Origin of the sequence: Pseudomonas sp. AE27, from assembly GCF_037113495.1 — a bacterium.
Taxonomy (GTDB): Bacteria; Pseudomonadota; Gammaproteobacteria; order Pseudomonadales; family Pseudomonadaceae; genus Aquipseudomonas; species Aquipseudomonas palmensis.
Genome location: NZ_CP146966.1, coordinates 3,100,850 through 3,118,890, shown reverse-complemented (window position 1 = coordinate 3,118,890; position 18,041 = coordinate 3,100,850). Strand labels below are relative to the sequence as shown.

Genomic DNA, 18,041 nt, shown 5'->3' with positions numbered 1-18,041 from the left:
GCTTCAGCCCCGCTGGCGCAAGGAGTGGAACACGTCCAGCCAAATGCGTTCGGCATCCAAGCGACTGATAGGCCAAGGTTGATCGGTAGGCGCCATGTGTGCCAGATCGGTGATGATGCCCTGAATGTGATTGTCGTTGGGGGATGCCAGCAGAATGGCTTCGATAGCCCACCAGGCGTGCTGGATGCGTAGAGCGTCAAGGCGTGGTTGTGCCGGGTAGCGGGTTTGACGTGGCGCAATAACCATGTCCGCTAGCACCTTATAAATGCGTTGGAATCTGACAGTTTTGTATGGATTCCGGGCCGCACGAATCCTGCCAGCACGGTGCTGGCCTATGCGTTTAGGCATGATTAGACCTCCCCGATTAGGGGGCGGCTGTTGATCCAGCTGTTAACTTCAGACTCCAGCCAGGCAGTACGGCGGGGGCCAATGTGTCGGCCAGCCGGAAACACACCATCGCGACACCAGCGCCACAGAGTAATGCGGCTTATGCCGACCAGGGAGCAAACGGTTTTTGGGGGGAGTAGGCGTTCTGAGTTATGAGTTTGCATGTGATTGGCTCTCTACGAGCCGAGGCGTTGCGCAGCTATTGCTTGTGAGCTACGATTATCAGGCGTGACCAACGCACTGAATTGCCTCGGCGAATCAGTTCGGGGTTAGGAGGTGAGATTCCTAGGTTCCCCATCATTCAAGATGGCCAGCCAACGTGCTGGCCTCTTTCGTTTCAGAGCTTATCACTCAATAAAAACTGCGCAACTTACTGGTTTTTAACGGAAAATCACTCTAAATCATCTGGCATCACTGCACATAATGTGTACGGGTGAAAAAGCCTTGAACTGTATTGGTGCCAGTTTAAGTGCGGGTGAGTTTTCGTCGCTTTGCCAAAACAATGACATTGGTTTCGGCTTTGGATTTACCAGAGACAAGGCCATCCAGATACTCGCTCCACATAAGCAGTGCTGCGGTCTTTTCGGGTAAATAAGTATTTCGGTCGTAGTATTTTGCTTGGACCCCCGTACGCCCATGTGACAACAGCCACGCACGAACCTCGGTTGATACGCCATTGGCCGCTAGCAACGTTTCGCACGTCGCCCGTACTCGCTGCCAACTGAAGGGTGCGGTCTTACCTGCTGCTACCAGTGCCTTGCTCGCATCGCTGAAAATGCGAGACACCGTATCTCGGTGCGCATTCATCTCCGGTGCAAGAGCAAAGGGACCAGGCCCAATGCGATCAGCTAGGAGGGGGGAAATGATTTCCTTTATGCGAGGTGTGATCGGCAATAGGTGTTCCCATGCCTCGGTCTTTTTCCCCTTGGTGTCTAATAGCGTGATTGAAGTCTCGGTCACGTCCTGCCAGTTGGCCGCTAGTAACTGCTTAATGCGTTGTCCTCCCAGGTAGACGAGCGCCTGGGCGATAGCTTTTTTTCTCTCCGGGAGTGCATCGAGGTAAATCAGCAGTTCGGCCAGCTCTACAGGGGGCAGCGATTCGGTGTTCCCGCCTTTGGCATCCTCGATTGGTGGTATTAGCGCCGCAGGGTTGGCATTAATAGAGAACAGTTTGTTACCTGTCTTTCCTCGCTGACCAGCGGCCAAATGTGATGCTGCGGCATGGTTGAATGCTGTCCTGATATACCGGCGCAGCTCATCTGCAGTGCTGCGCATGTTCGATGCTGGCGGCTGTGCTTTATGTCCTATGCCGCGTGGCTTCGGCTTTCGCTCCAGTACGTCGTCGAGAAGATTCGTTATATCAGCAGGCTGTATCTCGTTGGCGTACCGCTGGGCAAGGTCTGGGCGCAGCTGGAAGACGTTCACGCGAAACAATGACCGTACTTTGTTCGCGCTCGCTTTACCTTTCTGCTCCATGTGGCTCAGGTAGTTTTCTAGCAGGTCGCCAAACGTTCCCCTTTTAGCTTCGGTTTCTGCCATCAGCCTTTGCTTCTCGCGCTCTGAGGTCGCTCGCGCTTCAGCTTCGTCCCTCAGTTCAAGATATTTGGCGAGACTTCCAGCCATGGCTACTTCGGAGGAGATCCTAAGGACCTCAGAGCGGATGCCGTCGAGAGTTCGTTCTTCGGTATCGGGTGTTGGCTTTTTGGACAGGATGCCGACTTGCAGTCGCTTATCACTGGTCTGCGTCCGCTCTCGATAATAGGCAAGGATTGCCCCCGATGCTTTGCGCTCCAGGAGTAGTGTCCCCTTGCCCCTTGACCCCACAGGTTCAGACTGACGGGTTTTCACCGCATACGCTTCCATTTCGGTGAGCCGTGTTCGCTTGGCCATCGTTCTTCCCCGTTCGTTCCCCGTTTCGCTTGAAAAATCATGCTATCCAGTGAAACCAAGGAATACAAGAAAAGACGTAAAGTGTCCGTAATCATTGGGTTTTTTGTGATTTACGATGATTTCTTGAAACAACTCGGAACCACTTGCCTACCCCCTCCTAAGGGGAAGGTTGCAGGTTCGAACCCTGCCTGGGACACCATCCTTCGTTCGAGGGCTGGCTGCTTCCTGCGCTTTACCTTCTCTTCTTCTGCTCCATCCATCCCTCCTCGTTTCTGCGCATGATTCGCTACCTTGGCTGACGTTCGTGCTGCCCCCTGGCGAGCCTCCTTCTACCTGTGAACCCGAATTCCGATTTAACATCCGCTGCGAGCCGGCGCCTGCAGGCTCGCAGCGTACTCATGTAGTCCAATGCCGCACAGGAGAGCTTATGACAGATGCCCCTTACCGATTCACCCTGGGCGCTGACGCCGATGCCATGGCAGTGGTGCGTGAAGGGCTGCGCCGCTTCAACATCGAACAGATCGGCCCTTACACCTATGAAAATTTCCAGCTGTATGCCCGCGATGGCGGGGGCCAGGTGAGAGGTGGGCTGTTCGGTCATTTCGCAATGGGCTGGCTCTATATCGACTACTTCTGGTTGAGCGATGCCGCACGCGGTCATGGGTTGGGCAGCGAACTGCTGATGCGAGCCGAAGAGGAGGCGCGGGCGCGGGGCTGCACCGGTTTGTTTCTTTATACCTATAGCTTCCAGGCCCCTGACTTCTACCAGAAGCAGGGATACCACATCATGGGGATGCTGGAGGATTGCCCGCCTGGTTATCAGCGCTACTACCTGAAAAAGACGCTTCAGTCTTGAAATGCTCATGCTGACCTATGTGCCGAGGTTATTTTGAAATAAACCCTTGACGCACGATTTAATCTCTCTATAATTCGCCCCACTTCCGGCGCAGTCGGAACGAAAAACTCCTTGAATATCAATGAGTTGGGCGTTTCAGGTCAGGCTGGAGGTGCTTCGATCGAAAGATCGGCAGCGGTGAAAAAGGTGGTTGACAGCAGGTTGTAACGCTGTAGAATTCGCCTCCCGCTACGAGAGATCGAAGCGAGTCAAGTGTTTGAAGTGAAACGAAAAACTTCAAAATAAACGCTTGACAGACTCTGAGGAAAGCGTAGAATGCGCGCCTCGGTTGAGACGAAAAGTTCTTGACCAACCGCTCTTTAACAACTGAATCAAGCAATTCGTGTGGGTGCTTGTGGGCTCAGACTGATAGTCAGAAAGATTATCAGCATCACAAGTGACTGCACGAAAATCGAAAGATTTGAAAGTAAGTCATTTGAGAATGCTGAGCCAAGTTTAGGGTTTTCTCAAAACCCAAGCAGTATTGAACTGAAGAGTTTGATCATGGCTCAGATTGAACGCTGGCGGCAGGCCTAACACATGCAAGTCGAGCGGATGAGAAGAGCTTGCTCTTCGATTCAGCGGCGGACGGGTGAGTAATACCTAGGAATCTGCCTGGTAGTGGGGGACAACGTTTCGAAAGGAACGCTAATACCGCATACGTCCTACGGGAGAAAGCAGGGGACCTTCGGGCCTTGCGCTATCAGATGAGCCTAGGTCGGATTAGCTAGTTGGTGAGGTAATGGCTCACCAAGGCTACGATCCGTAACTGGTCTGAGAGGATGATCAGTCACACTGGAACTGAGACACGGTCCAGACTCCTACGGGAGGCAGCAGTGGGGAATATTGGACAATGGGCGAAAGCCTGATCCAGCCATGCCGCGTGTGTGAAGAAGGTCTTCGGATTGTAAAGCACTTTAAGTTGGGAGGAAGGGCAGTAAGCGAATACCTTGCTGTTTTGACGTTACCGACAGAATAAGCACCGGCTAACTCTGTGCCAGCAGCCGCGGTAATACAGAGGGTGCAAGCGTTAATCGGAATTACTGGGCGTAAAGCGCGCGTAGGTGGTTCGTTAAGTTGGATGTGAAATCCCCGGGCTCAACCTGGGAACTGCATCCAAAACTGGCGAGCTAGAGTAGGGCAGAGGGTGGTGGAATTTCCTGTGTAGCGGTGAAATGCGTAGATATAGGAAGGAACACCAGTGGCGAAGGCGACCACCTGGGCTCATACTGACACTGAGGTGCGAAAGCGTGGGGAGCAAACAGGATTAGATACCCTGGTAGTCCACGCCGTAAACGATGTCAACTAGCCGTTGGAATCCTTGAGATTTTAGTGGCGCAGCTAACGCATTAAGTTGACCGCCTGGGGAGTACGGCCGCAAGGTTAAAACTCAAATGAATTGACGGGGGCCCGCACAAGCGGTGGAGCATGTGGTTTAATTCGAAGCAACGCGAAGAACCTTACCAGGCCTTGACATCCAATGAACTTTCCAGAGATGGATTGGTGCCTTCGGGAACATTGAGACAGGTGCTGCATGGCTGTCGTCAGCTCGTGTCGTGAGATGTTGGGTTAAGTCCCGTAACGAGCGCAACCCTTGTCCTTAGTTACCAGCACGTTATGGTGGGCACTCTAAGGAGACTGCCGGTGACAAACCGGAGGAAGGTGGGGATGACGTCAAGTCATCATGGCCCTTACGGCCTGGGCTACACACGTGCTACAATGGTCGGTACAGAGGGTCGCCAAGCCGCGAGGTGGAGCTAATCTCACAAAACCGATCGTAGTCCGGATCGCAGTCTGCAACTCGACTGCGTGAAGTCGGAATCGCTAGTAATCGCGAATCAGAATGTCGCGGTGAATACGTTCCCGGGCCTTGTACACACCGCCCGTCACACCATGGGAGTGGGTTGCACCAGAAGTAGCTAGTCTAACCTTCGGGAGGACGGTTACCACGGTGTGATTCATGACTGGGGTGAAGTCGTAACAAGGTAGCCGTAGGGGAACCTGCGGCTGGATCACCTCCTTAATCAACGACATCAGCTGTCTCATAAGCTCCCACACGAATTGCTTGATTCATTGAAGAAGACGATTAGGTTAGCAACCTTCGATTGGGTCTGTAGCTCAGTTGGTTAGAGCGCACCCCTGATAAGGGTGAGGTCGGCAGTTCGAATCTGCCCAGACCCACCAATTTGCTGGGGCCATAGCTCAGCTGGGAGAGCGCCTGCCTTGCACGCAGGAGGTCAGCGGTTCGATCCCGCTTGGCTCCACCACCCCGCTTGCTAATTTGTCAAAGCTTAGAAATGAATATTCGCGTCGAATATTGATTTCTGAACTTTATCAGAATCGTTCTTTAAAAATTTGGGTATGTGATAGAAAGATAGACTGGACAGCACTTTCACTGGTGTGTGTTCAGGCTAAGGTAAAATTTGTGAGTAATTACAAGTTTTCGGCGAATGTTGTCTTCACAGTATAACCAGATTGCTTGGGGTTATATGGTCAAGTGAAGAAGCGCATACGGTGGATGCCTTGGCAGTCAGAGGCGATGAAAGACGTGGTAGCCTGCGATAAGCTTCGGGGAGTCGGCAAACAGACTTTGATCCGGAGATCTCTGAATGGGGGAACCCACCTGGCATAAGTCAGGTATCTTGTACTGAATACATAGGTGCAAGAGGCGAACCAGGGGAACTGAAACATCTAAGTACCCTGAGGAAAAGAAATCAACCGAGATTCCCTTAGTAGTGGCGAGCGAACGGGGACTAGCCCTTAAGTGGCTTTGAGATTAGCGGAACGCTCTGGAAAGTGCGGCCATAGTGGGTGATAGCCCTGTACGCGAAAATCTCTTAGTCATGAAATCGAGTAGGACGGAGCACGAGAAACTTTGTCTGAATATGGGGGGACCATCCTCCAAGGCTAAATACTACTGACTGACCGATAGTGAACCAGTACCGTGAGGGAAAGGCGAAAAGAACCCCGGAGAGGGGAGTGAAATAGATCCTGAAACCGTATGCGTACAAGCAGTGGGAGCCTACTTGTTAGGTGACTGCGTACCTTTTGTATAATGGGTCAGCGACTTATATTCAGTGGCGAGCTTAACCGAATAGGGGAGGCGTAGCGAAAGCGAGTCTTAATAGGGCGTTTAGTCGCTGGGTATAGACCCGAAACCGGGCGATCTATCCATGGGCAGGTTGAAGGTTAGGTAACACTGACTGGAGGACCGAACCGACTACCGTTGAAAAGTTAGCGGATGACCTGTGGATCGGAGTGAAAGGCTAATCAAGCTCGGAGATAGCTGGTTCTCCTCGAAAGCTATTTAGGTAGCGCCTCATGTATCACTGTAGGGGGTAGAGCACTGTTTCGGCTAGGGGGTCATCCCGACTTACCAAACCGATGCAAACTCCGAATACCTACAAGTGCCGAGCATGGGAGACACACGGCGGGTGCTAACGTCCGTCGTGAAAAGGGAAACAACCCAGACCGTCAGCTAAGGTCCCAAAGTTATGGTTAAGTGGGAAACGATGTGGGAAGGCTTAGACAGCTAGGAGGTTGGCTTAGAAGCAGCCACCCTTTAAAGAAAGCGTAATAGCTCACTAGTCGAGTCGGCCTGCGCGGAAGATGTAACGGGGCTCAAACCATACACCGAAGCTACGGGTATCACTTAGGTGATGCGGTAGAGGAGCGTTCTGTAAGCCTGTGAAGGTGAGTTGAGAAGCTTGCTGGAGGTATCAGAAGTGCGAATGCTGACATGAGTAACGACAATGGGAGTGAAAAACTCCCACGCCGAAAGACCAAGGTTTCCTGCGCAACGTTAATCGACGCAGGGTTAGTCGGTCCCTAAGGCGAGGCTGAAAAGCGTAGTCGATGGAAAACAGGTTAATATTCCTGTACTTCTGGTTATTGCGATGGAGGGACGGAGAAGGCTAGGCCAGCTTGGCGTTGGTTGTCCAAGTTTAAGGTGGTAGGCTGAGATCTTAGGTAAATCCGGGATCTTAAGGCCGAGAGCTGATGACGAGTTGCCATTAGGCGACGAAGTGGTTGATGCCATGCTTCCAAGAAAAGCTTCTAAGCTTCAGGTAACCAGGAACCGTACCCCAAACCGACACAGGTGGTTGGGTAGAGAATACCAAGGCGCTTGAGAGAACTCGGGTGAAGGAACTAGGCAAAATGGCACCGTAACTTCGGGAGAAGGTGCGCCGGTGAGGGTGAAGGACTTGCTCCGTAAGCTCATGCCGGTCGAAGATACCAGGCCGCTGCGACTGTTTATTAAAAACACAGCACTCTGCAAACACGAAAGTGGACGTATAGGGTGTGACGCCTGCCCGGTGCCGGAAGGTTAATTGATGGGGTTAGCTAACGCGAAGCTCTTGATCGAAGCCCCGGTAAACGGCGGCCGTAACTATAACGGTCCTAAGGTAGCGAAATTCCTTGTCGGGTAAGTTCCGACCTGCACGAATGGCGTAACGATGGCGGCGCTGTCTCCACCCGAGACTCAGTGAAATTGAAATCGCTGTGAAGATGCAGTGTATCCGCGGCTAGACGGAAAGACCCCGTGAACCTTTACTATAGCTTTGCACTGGACTTTGAATTTGCTTGTGTAGGATAGGTGGGAGGCTTTGAAGCGTGGACGCCAGTCTGCGTGGAGCCATCCTTGAAATACCACCCTGGCAACTTTGAGGTTCTAACTCAGGTCCGTTATCCGGATCGAGGACAGTGTATGGTGGGTAGTTTGACTGGGGCGGTCTCCTCCTAAAGAGTAACGGAGGAGTACGAAGGTGCGCTCAGACCGGTCGGAAATCGGTCGTAGAGTATAAAGGCAAAAGCGCGCTTGACTGCGAGACAGACACGTCGAGCAGGTACGAAAGTAGGTCTTAGTGATCCGGTGGTTCTGTATGGAAGGGCCATCGCTCAACGGATAAAAGGTACTCCGGGGATAACAGGCTGATACCGCCCAAGAGTTCATATCGACGGCGGTGTTTGGCACCTCGATGTCGGCTCATCACATCCTGGGGCTGAAGCCGGTCCCAAGGGTATGGCTGTTCGCCATTTAAAGTGGTACGCGAGCTGGGTTTAGAACGTCGTGAGACAGTTCGGTCCCTATCTGCCGTGGACGTTTGAGATTTGAGAGGGGCTGCTCCTAGTACGAGAGGACCGGAGTGGACGAACCTCTGGTGTTCCGGTTGTCACGCCAGTGGCATTGCCGGGTAGCTATGTTCGGAAGAGATAACCGCTGAAAGCATCTAAGCGGGAAACTTGCCTCAAGATGAGATCTCACTGGAGCCTTGAGCTCCCTGAAGGGCCGTCGAAGACTACGACGTTGATAGGTTGGGTGTGTAAGCGCTGTGAGGCGTTGAGCTAACCAATACTAATTGCCCGTGAGGCTTGACCATATAACACCCAAGCAATTTGCGTCGAAAGGCCAGATTGCGGTGTTGTGAAGACACAGTAAGCCGAAGATTTGTAACTCACAAACATCACATACCCGATTCGCTGGAGTGTCTGAACAAGACCTTCTGGCAACAGAATTTCTTGACGACCATAGAGCATTGGAACCACCTGATCCCATCCCGAACTCAGTAGTGAAACGATGCATCGCCGATGGTAGTGTGGGGTTTCCCCATGTGAGAGTAGGTCATCGTCAAGATTAAATTCCGAAACCCCTATCTGCATCTGCAGGTAGGGGTTTTGTCTTTGTGGGCCGAAAGTTTCCTGCAAGGCGGGCATAAAAAAACCACCTTGGGAGGTGGTTTTTTACGTAATACGATTCAGGCCAGCGGGTCCGTCCTGTCCTTCTCGTCGGTGCCTTCTGCCGACAGTGTCTGTGAACCTGCCAGTGCACTGACCGCATCCATCTGTTGAGGCGGTTGCAGCTTGGCCATGGTTTTTATCTCCATTTCTTCCTTGATGCGTTGAGCGATCTGCTTGTCGATCAGCTCCTTCTTCTCAGGGGGTAACTCTTCGTATTCTTCAAGGCTCAGCCCAAGTTCGCGCAGCATCTTCTCGCGAATTTTCTGCTCGGGAGACAGTGCCATGTAGTCGCGAAACTCTTGCAAGGCAGTGCTCTCTGGTTCCTTCGTGTCAAAGATCTCTTCCAGGTTCTGCAGACTGACCTTGAACTTTGCGAACGCTTCTTGCTGGTTGTCGTGAAAGCGCTGCTCGGAGTGACTAGCACTCCCGCGCGTGTCGGACGTCGACTGGATGGCAACTGAAACAGGTACATACGGCACAGCATCGCTGTCTGTAGAAACACTGCTACGTTGCTGAGTGGTAGCGGCTACCTGCCAACCATAATCATTGATGATGCTCACCTGAAGGTCTCCCAATACTGTGCAGAGCAAGGGAAGAGCAAGGGCTGTGCCAGTTACCTCACGCTCTGAACCCTCTGTATTACAAGGGGGCAGCAATGCTCGGCCGTTTACTCTGGCACGCTGTTGCCCCAAAGAGGAGGATGATTGCCGCAGGCGGCAACAGCCAAGGCGTGCAGTTGGACGTGCGGTCGGTTCCGCCTGCCGCTTCCATTCTTTCGCGAGTATATTGTTCGAAATTTCGCGCAGGCTTTGGCGCATAACAATCGGCAGCACCATCATTGAGCTGGGGCGTAGTTGCTGGACAGGGGAGAGTGTCCATGAGTGAGAATACCGCTTGCGTGATGGCGCCATTGAGCGACCTGGGGCAAGAGCAACTGCAAACCCTCCTGGACCTGGTCAGTGATGGCATCTGGGACTGGAACGCCAACACCGGCCATGTCTATCGCAACCCGGGTTGGTATCGCATGCTGGGCTACCCCAGCCACTCGCTGGACAATACGGTGTTCACCTGGGAAAACGTCATTCACCCCGAGGACTACCCGCGGGTGATGGCCTGCTTCGAGGACTACCTGAGCCAGCGCGCGCCAAGCTACCAGGTGGAGTACCGTTGCCGTTGCAAGGATGGCAGCTACCTGTGGATCGAGGACAGCGGGCATGTGGTTGCGCGCAACCCTGATGGCTCGGTGGCCAGGATGTTCGGTGCACACCGCAACATCGACGACCGCAAGCGCCTGGTTGCCCATCTGGAGCAGCGCAACAGCTCGCTGGAGTCACTGATTGCCGAACGGACCCGGGAACTGTGCTGGGTGAACGAGCAACTGAAACGTCAGCTCGATGAGAACCGTGACCTGGCCGAGCGCGACTCGTTGACCCTGGCGGCCAATCGTTATCGCCTGGAAAAGGCCCTGCTTCAGGAATGCGAACGTGCCGGCCGCTTTCGTTTGCCCTTGAGCCTGATCCTGATGGATTTCGACGATTTCAAGCCGATCAATGATCGTTACGGCCACGCCCGTGGCGATACCGCCCTGGTAGAGGTGGTCGAACAGATCCGTAAGTGTGTCGGCCCCGAGCACCTGCTTGCCCGATGGGGGGGTGACGAGTTCATGGTGTTGATGCCAGGGAGTGACCTGCAGGCAGCAATGGCGGTAGCCGATGCCATCCGCCAGCAGGTGTTGAGGTTGCCCCCAATTGGCGAGCACCGCGTCACATTGAGTTTTGGCATCGCCCAGTGGCGTGGCGGCGAGCGCCCGGAGCAACTGGTCGCCCGTGCCGACCAGGCGCTCTATCGCGCCAAGGCCGGCGGCAAGAACCAGATCGCCTGATGCCTGGGCGTCGATGATCGACGCCCAGTGGTTCTGGCTACAGGTGCAACGCGTGCCCCAAGGCACGCAATGCAGCCTCCTGCACAGCCTCTCCGAGGGTAGGGTGGGCATGGATGGTTCCGGCCACATCCTCGAGCCGGGCGCCCATCTCCAGTGATTGTGCAAACGCGGTAGACAGTTCCGAAACCCCCACGCCGACAGCCTGCCAGCCCAGGATCAGGTGATTGTCGCGACGCGCCACCACGCGTACGAAGCCGCTTTTGGATTCCAGCGTCATGGCCCTGCCATTGGCCGCGAACGGGAACTGCGCAACGATGCAATCCAGGCCTTGCTGTTGTGCGGCCTCGGGTGTCTTGCCTGCCACCACCACCTCGGGGTCGGTAAAGCACACTGCCGCGATGGCCACCGGATCGAAAACCCGCTGCTTGCCGGCGATGAGTTCGGCCACCATCTCGCCCTGGGCCATGGCGCGGTGGGCCAGCATCGGCTCGCCGCTCAGATCGCCGATTGCCCACACATTGCGCATGCTGGTCTGGCAACGCTCATCGATGGCAATGGCTGAGCCATTCATCTTGAGCTCCAGGGTTTCCAGGTTGAACCCTTGAGTGCGTGGCCGACGTCCTACGGCAACCAGCACCTGATCGGTTTCCAGCCTCAACTGTTCGCCATGCGGGTCCCTGATCTGCAGGCACTGGGTGGCGTTATCGAAGCCTTCGACGCTGTGCTTGAGGTACAGCGTCATGCCCAGTTTCTTCAGCGACTCGGCTACCGGCTGAGTGAGCTCGCTGTCATACGTAGGCAGGATACGCTCGCGCGCTTCCACCACGCTTACCTCGACCCCCAGCTTGCGGTAGGCAATACCCAGCTCCAGGCCGATATAGCCTGCACCCACCACCGTCAGGCGCCTTGGCAGGCGTTGCGGGGCCAGGGCTTCGGTGGACGAGATGATCGGGCCGCCCAGTGGAAGCATGGGCAGCTCCACACTGCTGGAGCCCGTGGCGAGCAGCAGGTGCTCGCACTGAATGCGCTGGCCTTCGACGTCGACGGTTTTGCCGTCGACGATCCTTGCCCAGCCATGAATCACCGTCACGCCGTGTTTCTTCAGCAAGGCGGCAACGCCGCTGGTCAGGCGGTCGACGATGCCGTCCTTCCAGGCCACGCTCTGGGTAATGTCCAGGCTGGGAGCCTGTACCTTGATGCCCAGGCTGGAGTGCTGGCTGTGCTGACAAGTCTGGTGGAACTGCTCCGCTACATGGATCAGTGCCTTGGATGGAATACAGCCGATGTTCAGGCAGGTGCCGCCCAGTGCCTGGCCTTCGACCAGTACAGTGGGGATGCCCAGTTGACCGGCACGAATCGCCGCGACATAACCGCCGGGGCCGCCCCCAATGATCAGCAGGGTGGTATTGAGAGTCTGCATGGTCACTCCACAAACAGGCTGGCAGGTTGTTCGAGCAGGCCGCGGATGGCCTGGATGAAGAGCGCGGCGTCCATGCCGTCGACCACACGATGGTCGAACGAACTGGACAGGTTCATCATCTTGCGCACCACGATCTGGCCGTTGACCACCATTGGCCGCTCGACGATGCGGTTGACCCCGACAATGGCCACCTCCGGCGTGTTCACCACCGGTGTGCTGACGATGCCGCCCAGTGCGCCGAGGCTGGTGAGCGTAATGGTCGAGCCGGACAGCTCTTCACGGCTGGCCTTGTTGTTGCGGGCGGCGTTGGCTACCCGGGCGATCTCGCTGGCATTGCTCCACAGGCTGCCGGCCTCGGCATGGCGCAGCACCGGTACCATCAGCCCGTTGTCGCCCTGGGTGGCGATACCCACATGCACTGCACCATGGCGGGTAATGAGCTGGGCTTCGTCGTCATAGGTGGCGTTGATCTGCGGGAATTCGCGCGCGGCGATCACCATTGCCCGTACCAGGAAGGGCAGCAGGGTCAGCTTGCCGCGGCTGTCACCATGCTTCTTGTTCAGGTGCACGCGCAGTTCTTCCAGCGCGGTCACGTCGATTTCCTCGACATAGCTGAAGTGCGCGACGCGGCGCTTGGCATCCTGCATGCGCTGCGCGATCTTACGGCGCAGGCCGATCACAGGCACCTGCTCGCTGTCGTCACGCCTTGCATAGCCACCGGGGCCCGATGCACTGCTGGTGCTCGGTTGAACGAGAAAAGCGTCCAGGTCTTCGTGCAGGATGCGCCCGGCAGGGCCACTACCATGCACATAGCGCAGCTCTATGCCCGCATCCAGCGCGCGCTTGCGCACCGCCGGGGAGGCCAGCGGACGCTCGTTGGCCTCACGTGGCACGATCGTCGGTGAACGCTGTGCGTTGCCTGAAGGTGCCGCTGCCGGGGTAGACACGACGGCGGGCTGGGGTTGGGCTTCGGGTACGCTGGCCTTCGGTGCGGCAGCTACCGCAGGCGGCGTGGCTGCTGCCGGCTTGCCGGCGCCTTCCTGATAGTTGCCGGCCCCTTCGACCTCGATGCGAATCAGCTCGCTGCCTACGGCCATGACCTCACCGGGCTGGCCGCCCAGGGCCAGCACCTTGCCGGTGACCGGCGAAGGAATTTCCACGGTGGCCTTGTCGGTCATGACGTCGGCGACCACCTGATCTTCGGTGACGGTATCGCCGACCTTTACGAACCATTCCACCAGCTCAACCTGTGCGATGCCTTCGCCGATGTCCGGCATCTTGATGACGTGCGTGCCCATTCAGACCTCCATGACCCGTTTCAATGCCGCACCCACTCGCGATGGGCCGGGGAAGTACGCCCATTCCTGCGCGTGCGGGTAGGGGGTGTCCCAACCGGTGACACGTTCGATCGGGGCTTCGAGGTGATGGAAGCAGTGCTCCTGTACCAGCGCCACCAGCTCGGCGCCAAAGCCGCAGGTGCGGGTGGCTTCGTGCACGACCACACAGCGGCCGGTCTTCTTCACCGACTCGACGATGGTCTCCAGGTCCAGCGGCCACAGGCTGCGCAGGTCGATGACCTCGGCGTCGATGCCGGTCTCTTCGGCAGCCACCTGGGATACATACACCGTGGTGCCGTAGGTCAGTACCGTCACCGCATTGCCTGGGCGGGTGATGGCAGCCTTGTCCAGTGGCACGGTGTAGTAGCCATCCGGTACGGCGCTGGCGGGGTGTTTGGACCAGGGCGTTACCGGCCGGTCGTGGTGCCCGTCGAAAGGGCCGTTGTACAGGCGCTTGGGCTCCAGGAAGATCACCGGGTCGTCGTTTTCGATCGAGGCGATCAACAGGCCCTTGGCGTCGTAGGGGTTCGAAGGCATCACGGTACGCAGGCCGCAGACCTGGGTGAACATCGCCTCCGGGCTCTGGCTGTGGGTCTGGCCGCCGTAGATGCCGCCACCGCACGGCATGCGCAGGGTCAGCGGGGCCACAAACTCGCCGGCAGAGCGGTAGCGCAGGCGGGCCATCTCCGAGACGATCTGGTCCGAGGCAGGGTAGAAGTAGTCGGCAAACTGGATTTCCACCACAGGGCGCAGGCCATAGGCACCCATGCCCACGGCGGTGCCGACGATACCGCTTTCGGAGATCGGTGCGTCGAACACCCGCGACTTGCCGTACTTGTTCTGCAGCCCTTCGGTGCAGCGGAACACGCCGCCGAAGTAACCGACGTCCTGGCCATAGACGACAACATTGTCATCGCGCTCAAGCATGATATCCATGGCCGAGCGCAGGGCCTGGATCATGGTCATGGTGGTAGTCGCCATGGCGGTTTCCAACTGGATAGTGGTGTTGTGATCGTTCATGTCAGATCCCCAGTTCCTGGCGCTGGCGCCGCAGGTGTTCCGGCATTTCCTTGTACACATCCTCGAAAATGCTCGCCGGGCTGGGCATCTGCCCGCCGGCCAGGGTGCCGTACTGCTCGGCTTCCTTCTGCGCACTGATGATTTCGGCTTCCAGCTCAGCAGTCACCGCCTGATGCTCTTGCTCCGACCAGTGCCCGATGGCCACCAGGTGCTGCTTGAGGCGGGCGATCGGGTCGCCGAGGGGGAAGTGGCTCCAGTCGTCGGACGGACGGTACTTGGACGGGTCGTCCGACGTGGAGTGCGGCCCGGCGCGGTAAGTCACCCATTCGATCAGGGTCGGGCCCAGGCCGCGGCGGGCACGTTCGGCGGCCCAGCGCGAGGCCGCGTACACCGCGATGAAGTCGTTGCCGTCGACCCGCAGCGAAGCGATGCCACAGCCAACGCCGCGGCCGGCGAAGGTGGTGGATTCACCACCGGCGATGGCCTGGAAGGTGGAGATGGCCCACTGGTTGTTGACCACGTTGAGAATCACCGGGGCCTGGTACACGTGTGCGAAGGTCAGCGCGGTGTGGAAGTCCGACTCGGCCGTAGCACCATCGCCGATCCAGGCCGAAGCGATCTTGGTATCGCCCTTGATGGCCGAGGCCATGGCCCAGCCGACCGCCTGCACGAACTGGGTCGCCAGGTTACCGCTGATGGTGAAGAAGCCGGCTTCGCGCACCGAGTACATGATGGGCAGTTGGCGACCCTTGAGCGGGTCGCGCTCGTTGGACAGCAGCTGGCAGATCATTTCCACCAGCGACACGTCGCGGGCCATCAGGATGCTCTGCTGGCGGTAGGTGGGGAAGCACATGTCGCTGCGGTTCAAGGCCAGTGCCTGGCCGCTGCCGATGGCTTCCTCGCCCAGACTCTGCATGTAGAAGGACATCTTCTTCTGGCGCTGCGCAACGACCATGCGGCTGTCGAACAGCCGGGTCTTGAGCATCGCGCGCATGCCTTGGCGCAGCACTTCGGGGCCGATGTCCTCGGCCCAGGGGCCAAGCGCACGGCCCTGTTCGTCGAGCACGCGGATCAGCCCGTAGGCAAGGTCGGCGGTACCGGCGGGTTCGGCATCGATGGCGGGTTTGCGGACCTGACCGGCGTCATTCAGACGCAGGTAGGAAAAATCGGTCTGGCAGCCTGGCCGGCCTGTAGGCTCGGGCACATGCAGACGCAGGGGGGCGTACTCGTTCATGCTTTTTTACGCTCGCTCTGTCTTGTGTTTTTGTTGAGCTTTGAAGCGGTCGCTACTGAACCCGGCTTGTGACCGGAGAGTCAGTCTTGCCTACATCATATTCCGCTGGCGGAAGAATATTTTTCTCAAGTTCATTGCCTTTGGGCTGGCTTGCGGATAAACATTCTTCAAAAGAACAAGAAGCAGGTGAATTTGTCTCATGCGCAAACTGGATCGTACTGACATCGGCATTCTCAACAGCCTTCAGGACAATGCCCGCATCACCAACGCCGAGCTGGCCCGTTCGGTGAACCTGTCGCCCACCCCCTGTTTCAACCGGGTCAAGGCGTTGGAGGAGTTGGGCGTGATTCGCCAGCAGGTGACCTTGCTGTCGCCCGAAGTGCTGGGGCTGGACGTGAACGTATTCATCCACGTCAGCCTGGAAAAACAGGTGGAGCAATCGCTGCACCGCTTCGAAGAGGAAATCGCCGAGCGCCCGGAAGTGATGGAGTGCTACCTGATGACCGGCGATCCGGATTACCTGCTGCGTGTATTGCTGCCGAGCATCCAGGCCCTGGAGCGGTTTCTGGACTACCTCACCCGCTTGCCCGGGGTGGCCAATATTCGCTCCAGCTTCGCCCTCAAGCAGGTGCGCTACAAGACTGCGCTGCCGCTGCCGGCCAACGGTATTACGCTGCCAGGCACAGTGTAGACAGCTTCTACGGGTTGGCTGGCGGCGTTTGTCCAGCGATCGGGACTATATGGTGCTTGATATTTTTAACACCCCCGGACTATGTTGTTCGGGTCGCCGTTCGCGGCTTGTTAAAAATAACAAGGATCAAGTCATGACGACCAATGGCCAACGTTCTCTCGCCGAGCGATTGACGGGCATTGATGAAATCGAATGCGTCACCCCCGACCTCAATGGCGTGCCTCGCGGCAAGGTGATGACCGCCGAGGGGTTCCTGGAAGGGCGGCGCCTGCAGATGGCACGCGGCGTGCTGCTGCAGTGCATCATGGGCGGATACCCTGCGGCACGCTTCTACGGCAGCGACGATGGCGACCTTGCCCTGGCGGCCGACCCCCTGCATATCTACCGCCTGCCCTGGAGCGACGAACCAAGGGCACTGGCGATCTGCGATGCCAATGAGCTCGATGGACAGAGCTCGGGCTTGTCCACCCGCGGCCAGCTCAAGGCGGTGATCGAGCGGTATCGCACGCACGGCCTGGCGCCAGTGGTGGCCACCGAACTCGAGTTCTTCGTGTTCGCTCCCAATCCCGACCCGAGCCAGCCGTTCCTGCCGCCCACCGGGCTGGACGGTCGGCGCGAGGACGGCCATTCGGCGTTCAGCGTCAGTTCCAACAATGGCCTGCGCCCGTTCTTCAGCGAGGTCTACCGTTGCATGGAGGCCCTGGGCCTGCCGCGCGACACCTTCATGCACGAGATGGGCGTCAGCCAGTTCGAGATCAACCTGCTGCACGGTGACCCGCTGCTGCTTGCCGACCAGACCTTCCTGTTCAAGCACCTGCTCAAGGAGGTTGCGCTCAAGCATGGCCTGAATGTGGTGTGCATGGCCAAGCCGCTGGCCAGAACCCCAGGCAGTTCGATGCACATTCACCAGAGCGTGGTCGAGATCGACAACGGCCGTAACGTGTTCAGCGATGCGCAGGGGCAGCCAACCCCTGCCTTCTATCACTTCATCGGTGGCCAGCAGGCATGCATGGCCGACTTCACAGCGTTGTTCGCACCCAACGTCAACTCCTACCAGCGCCTGTGCCACCCCTATGCATCGCCCAACAATGCCTGCTGGTCTGAAGACAACCGCGCTGCGGGCCTGCGTATCCCTGCCAGCGCACCGGTAGCGCGCAGGGTCGAGAACCGCCTGCCCGGGGCCGATACCAACCCCTACCTGGCCATCGCCGCCAGCCTGGCGGCCGGCTTGTACGGCATCGAACAGCAACTGGAGCCGGCGCCGGCGATCCAGGGCGAATTCGAGGTGCCCGACAACCTGTCACTGCCCTGCACGCTGCACGCGGCACTGGAGCGTCTCAAGCGCAGCCAGTTGGCGAGGGAACTGTTCGGGACTGAGTTCATCGAAGGTTACATCGCGTCCAAGACCCTGGAACTGACCAGCTTCTTCGACGAGATCACCCCGTGGGAGCGGCGCGTGCTGGCGGCACAGGCGTAACTGCGGAGCGGCAATGCCGCCTGGCGCCAGGGTAAGCAGAGGCAGGTGGCAGCCATGATCGAGATCATG

Annotated in this window: 11 protein-coding genes, 2 tRNA genes and 3 rRNA genes; 9 read left to right on the top strand and 7 right to left on the bottom strand. The window is 57.5% G+C overall.

Annotated features, from left to right (window positions below):
• Nucleotides 1-3 precede the first annotated feature (3 nt).
• On the bottom strand, nt 4-348 hold the full coding sequence (locus tag V9K84_RS14195) for a hypothetical protein (RefSeq protein WP_338790724.1): 345 nt from the start codon (nt 346-348) through the stop codon (nt 4-6).
• 504 nt (nt 349-852) lie between these two features.
• Entirely contained in the window at nt 853-2,277 is a 1,425-nt protein-coding gene (locus tag V9K84_RS14190) for a tyrosine-type recombinase/integrase (RefSeq protein WP_338790722.1), read from the bottom strand.
• Nucleotides 2,278-2,704: 427 nt separating this feature from the next.
• On the opposite strand from V9K84_RS14190, the gene V9K84_RS14185 reads away from it, so the two are divergent.
• The 6 genes from V9K84_RS14185 (at nt 2,705) to rrf (ending at nt 8,807) form a co-directional block, all read left to right on the top strand.
• Complete coding sequence (locus tag V9K84_RS14185) at nt 2,705-3,133, top strand: GNAT family N-acetyltransferase (protein ID WP_088514531.1); 429 nt, start codon at nt 2,705-2,707, stop codon at nt 3,131-3,133.
• A gap of 525 nt (nt 3,134-3,658) precedes the next feature.
• Nucleotides 3,659-5,195, top strand: a 16S ribosomal RNA gene (locus V9K84_RS14180).
• A gap of 84 nt (nt 5,196-5,279) precedes the next feature.
• A tRNA-Ile gene (locus V9K84_RS14175) sits at nt 5,280-5,356 on the top strand.
• 7 nt (nt 5,357-5,363) lie between these two features.
• Nucleotides 5,364-5,439: transfer RNA gene (locus tag V9K84_RS14170), tRNA-Ala, on the top strand.
• Nucleotides 5,440-5,663: 224 nt separating this feature from the next.
• Nucleotides 5,664-8,553 (top strand): 23S ribosomal RNA (locus V9K84_RS14165).
• A 138-nt stretch (nt 8,554-8,691) separates the two neighbouring features.
• Nucleotides 8,692-8,807, top strand: a 5S ribosomal RNA gene (gene rrf, locus V9K84_RS14160).
• The 16S, 23S and 5S rRNA genes sit together here with 2 tRNA genes alongside, the layout of an rRNA operon.
• Before the next feature lie 121 nt (nt 8,808-8,928).
• Here rrf and V9K84_RS14155 read toward each other — a convergent pair.
• Entirely contained in the window at nt 8,929-9,471 is a 543-nt protein-coding gene (locus V9K84_RS14155; RefSeq protein WP_143516603.1) for a hypothetical protein, read from the bottom strand.
• A 317-nt stretch (nt 9,472-9,788) separates the two neighbouring features.
• Between V9K84_RS14155 and V9K84_RS14150 the strand changes: the two genes are divergently transcribed.
• A complete protein-coding gene (locus V9K84_RS14150; protein WP_054915652.1) occupies nt 9,789-10,793 on the top strand; it encodes a sensor domain-containing diguanylate cyclase in 1,005 nt (334 codons plus the stop codon).
• A 37-nt stretch (nt 10,794-10,830) separates the two neighbouring features.
• On the opposite strand, the gene lpdA is transcribed toward V9K84_RS14150, so the two are convergent.
• Genes lpdA through V9K84_RS14130 form a run of 4 tightly spaced genes read right to left on the bottom strand, consistent with a single transcriptional unit; the run spans nt 10,831 to nt 15,804 of the window.
• A complete protein-coding gene (gene lpdA / locus V9K84_RS14145) occupies nt 10,831-12,213 on the bottom strand; it encodes a dihydrolipoyl dehydrogenase (protein ID WP_054915651.1) in 1,383 nt (460 codons plus the stop codon).
• 2 nt (nt 12,214-12,215) lie between these two features.
• Entirely contained in the window at nt 12,216-13,511 is a 1,296-nt protein-coding gene (locus V9K84_RS14140) for a dihydrolipoamide acetyltransferase family protein (RefSeq protein ID WP_088513830.1), read from the bottom strand.
• On the bottom strand, nt 13,512-14,570 hold the full coding sequence (locus tag V9K84_RS14135; protein WP_043861770.1) for an alpha-ketoacid dehydrogenase subunit beta: 1,059 nt from the start codon (nt 14,568-14,570) through the stop codon (nt 13,512-13,514).
• Nucleotide 14,571: 1 nt separating this feature from the next.
• Complete coding sequence (locus tag V9K84_RS14130) at nt 14,572-15,804, bottom strand: 3-methyl-2-oxobutanoate dehydrogenase (2-methylpropanoyl-transferring) subunit alpha (RefSeq protein WP_088513831.1); 1,233 nt, start codon at nt 15,802-15,804, stop codon at nt 14,572-14,574.
• 199 nt (nt 15,805-16,003) lie between these two features.
• Between V9K84_RS14130 and bkdR the strand changes: the two genes are divergently transcribed.
• Both bkdR and V9K84_RS14120 read left to right on the top strand, forming a co-directional pair.
• A complete protein-coding gene (gene bkdR / locus V9K84_RS14125) occupies nt 16,004-16,495 on the top strand; it encodes a Bkd operon transcriptional regulator BkdR (protein WP_043861772.1) in 492 nt (163 codons plus the stop codon).
• Nucleotides 16,496-16,730: 235 nt separating this feature from the next.
• Complete coding sequence (locus V9K84_RS14120) at nt 16,731-17,972, top strand: glutamine synthetase family protein (protein WP_177332976.1); 1,242 nt, start codon at nt 16,731-16,733, stop codon at nt 17,970-17,972.
• Nucleotides 17,973-18,041 lie beyond the last annotated feature (69 nt).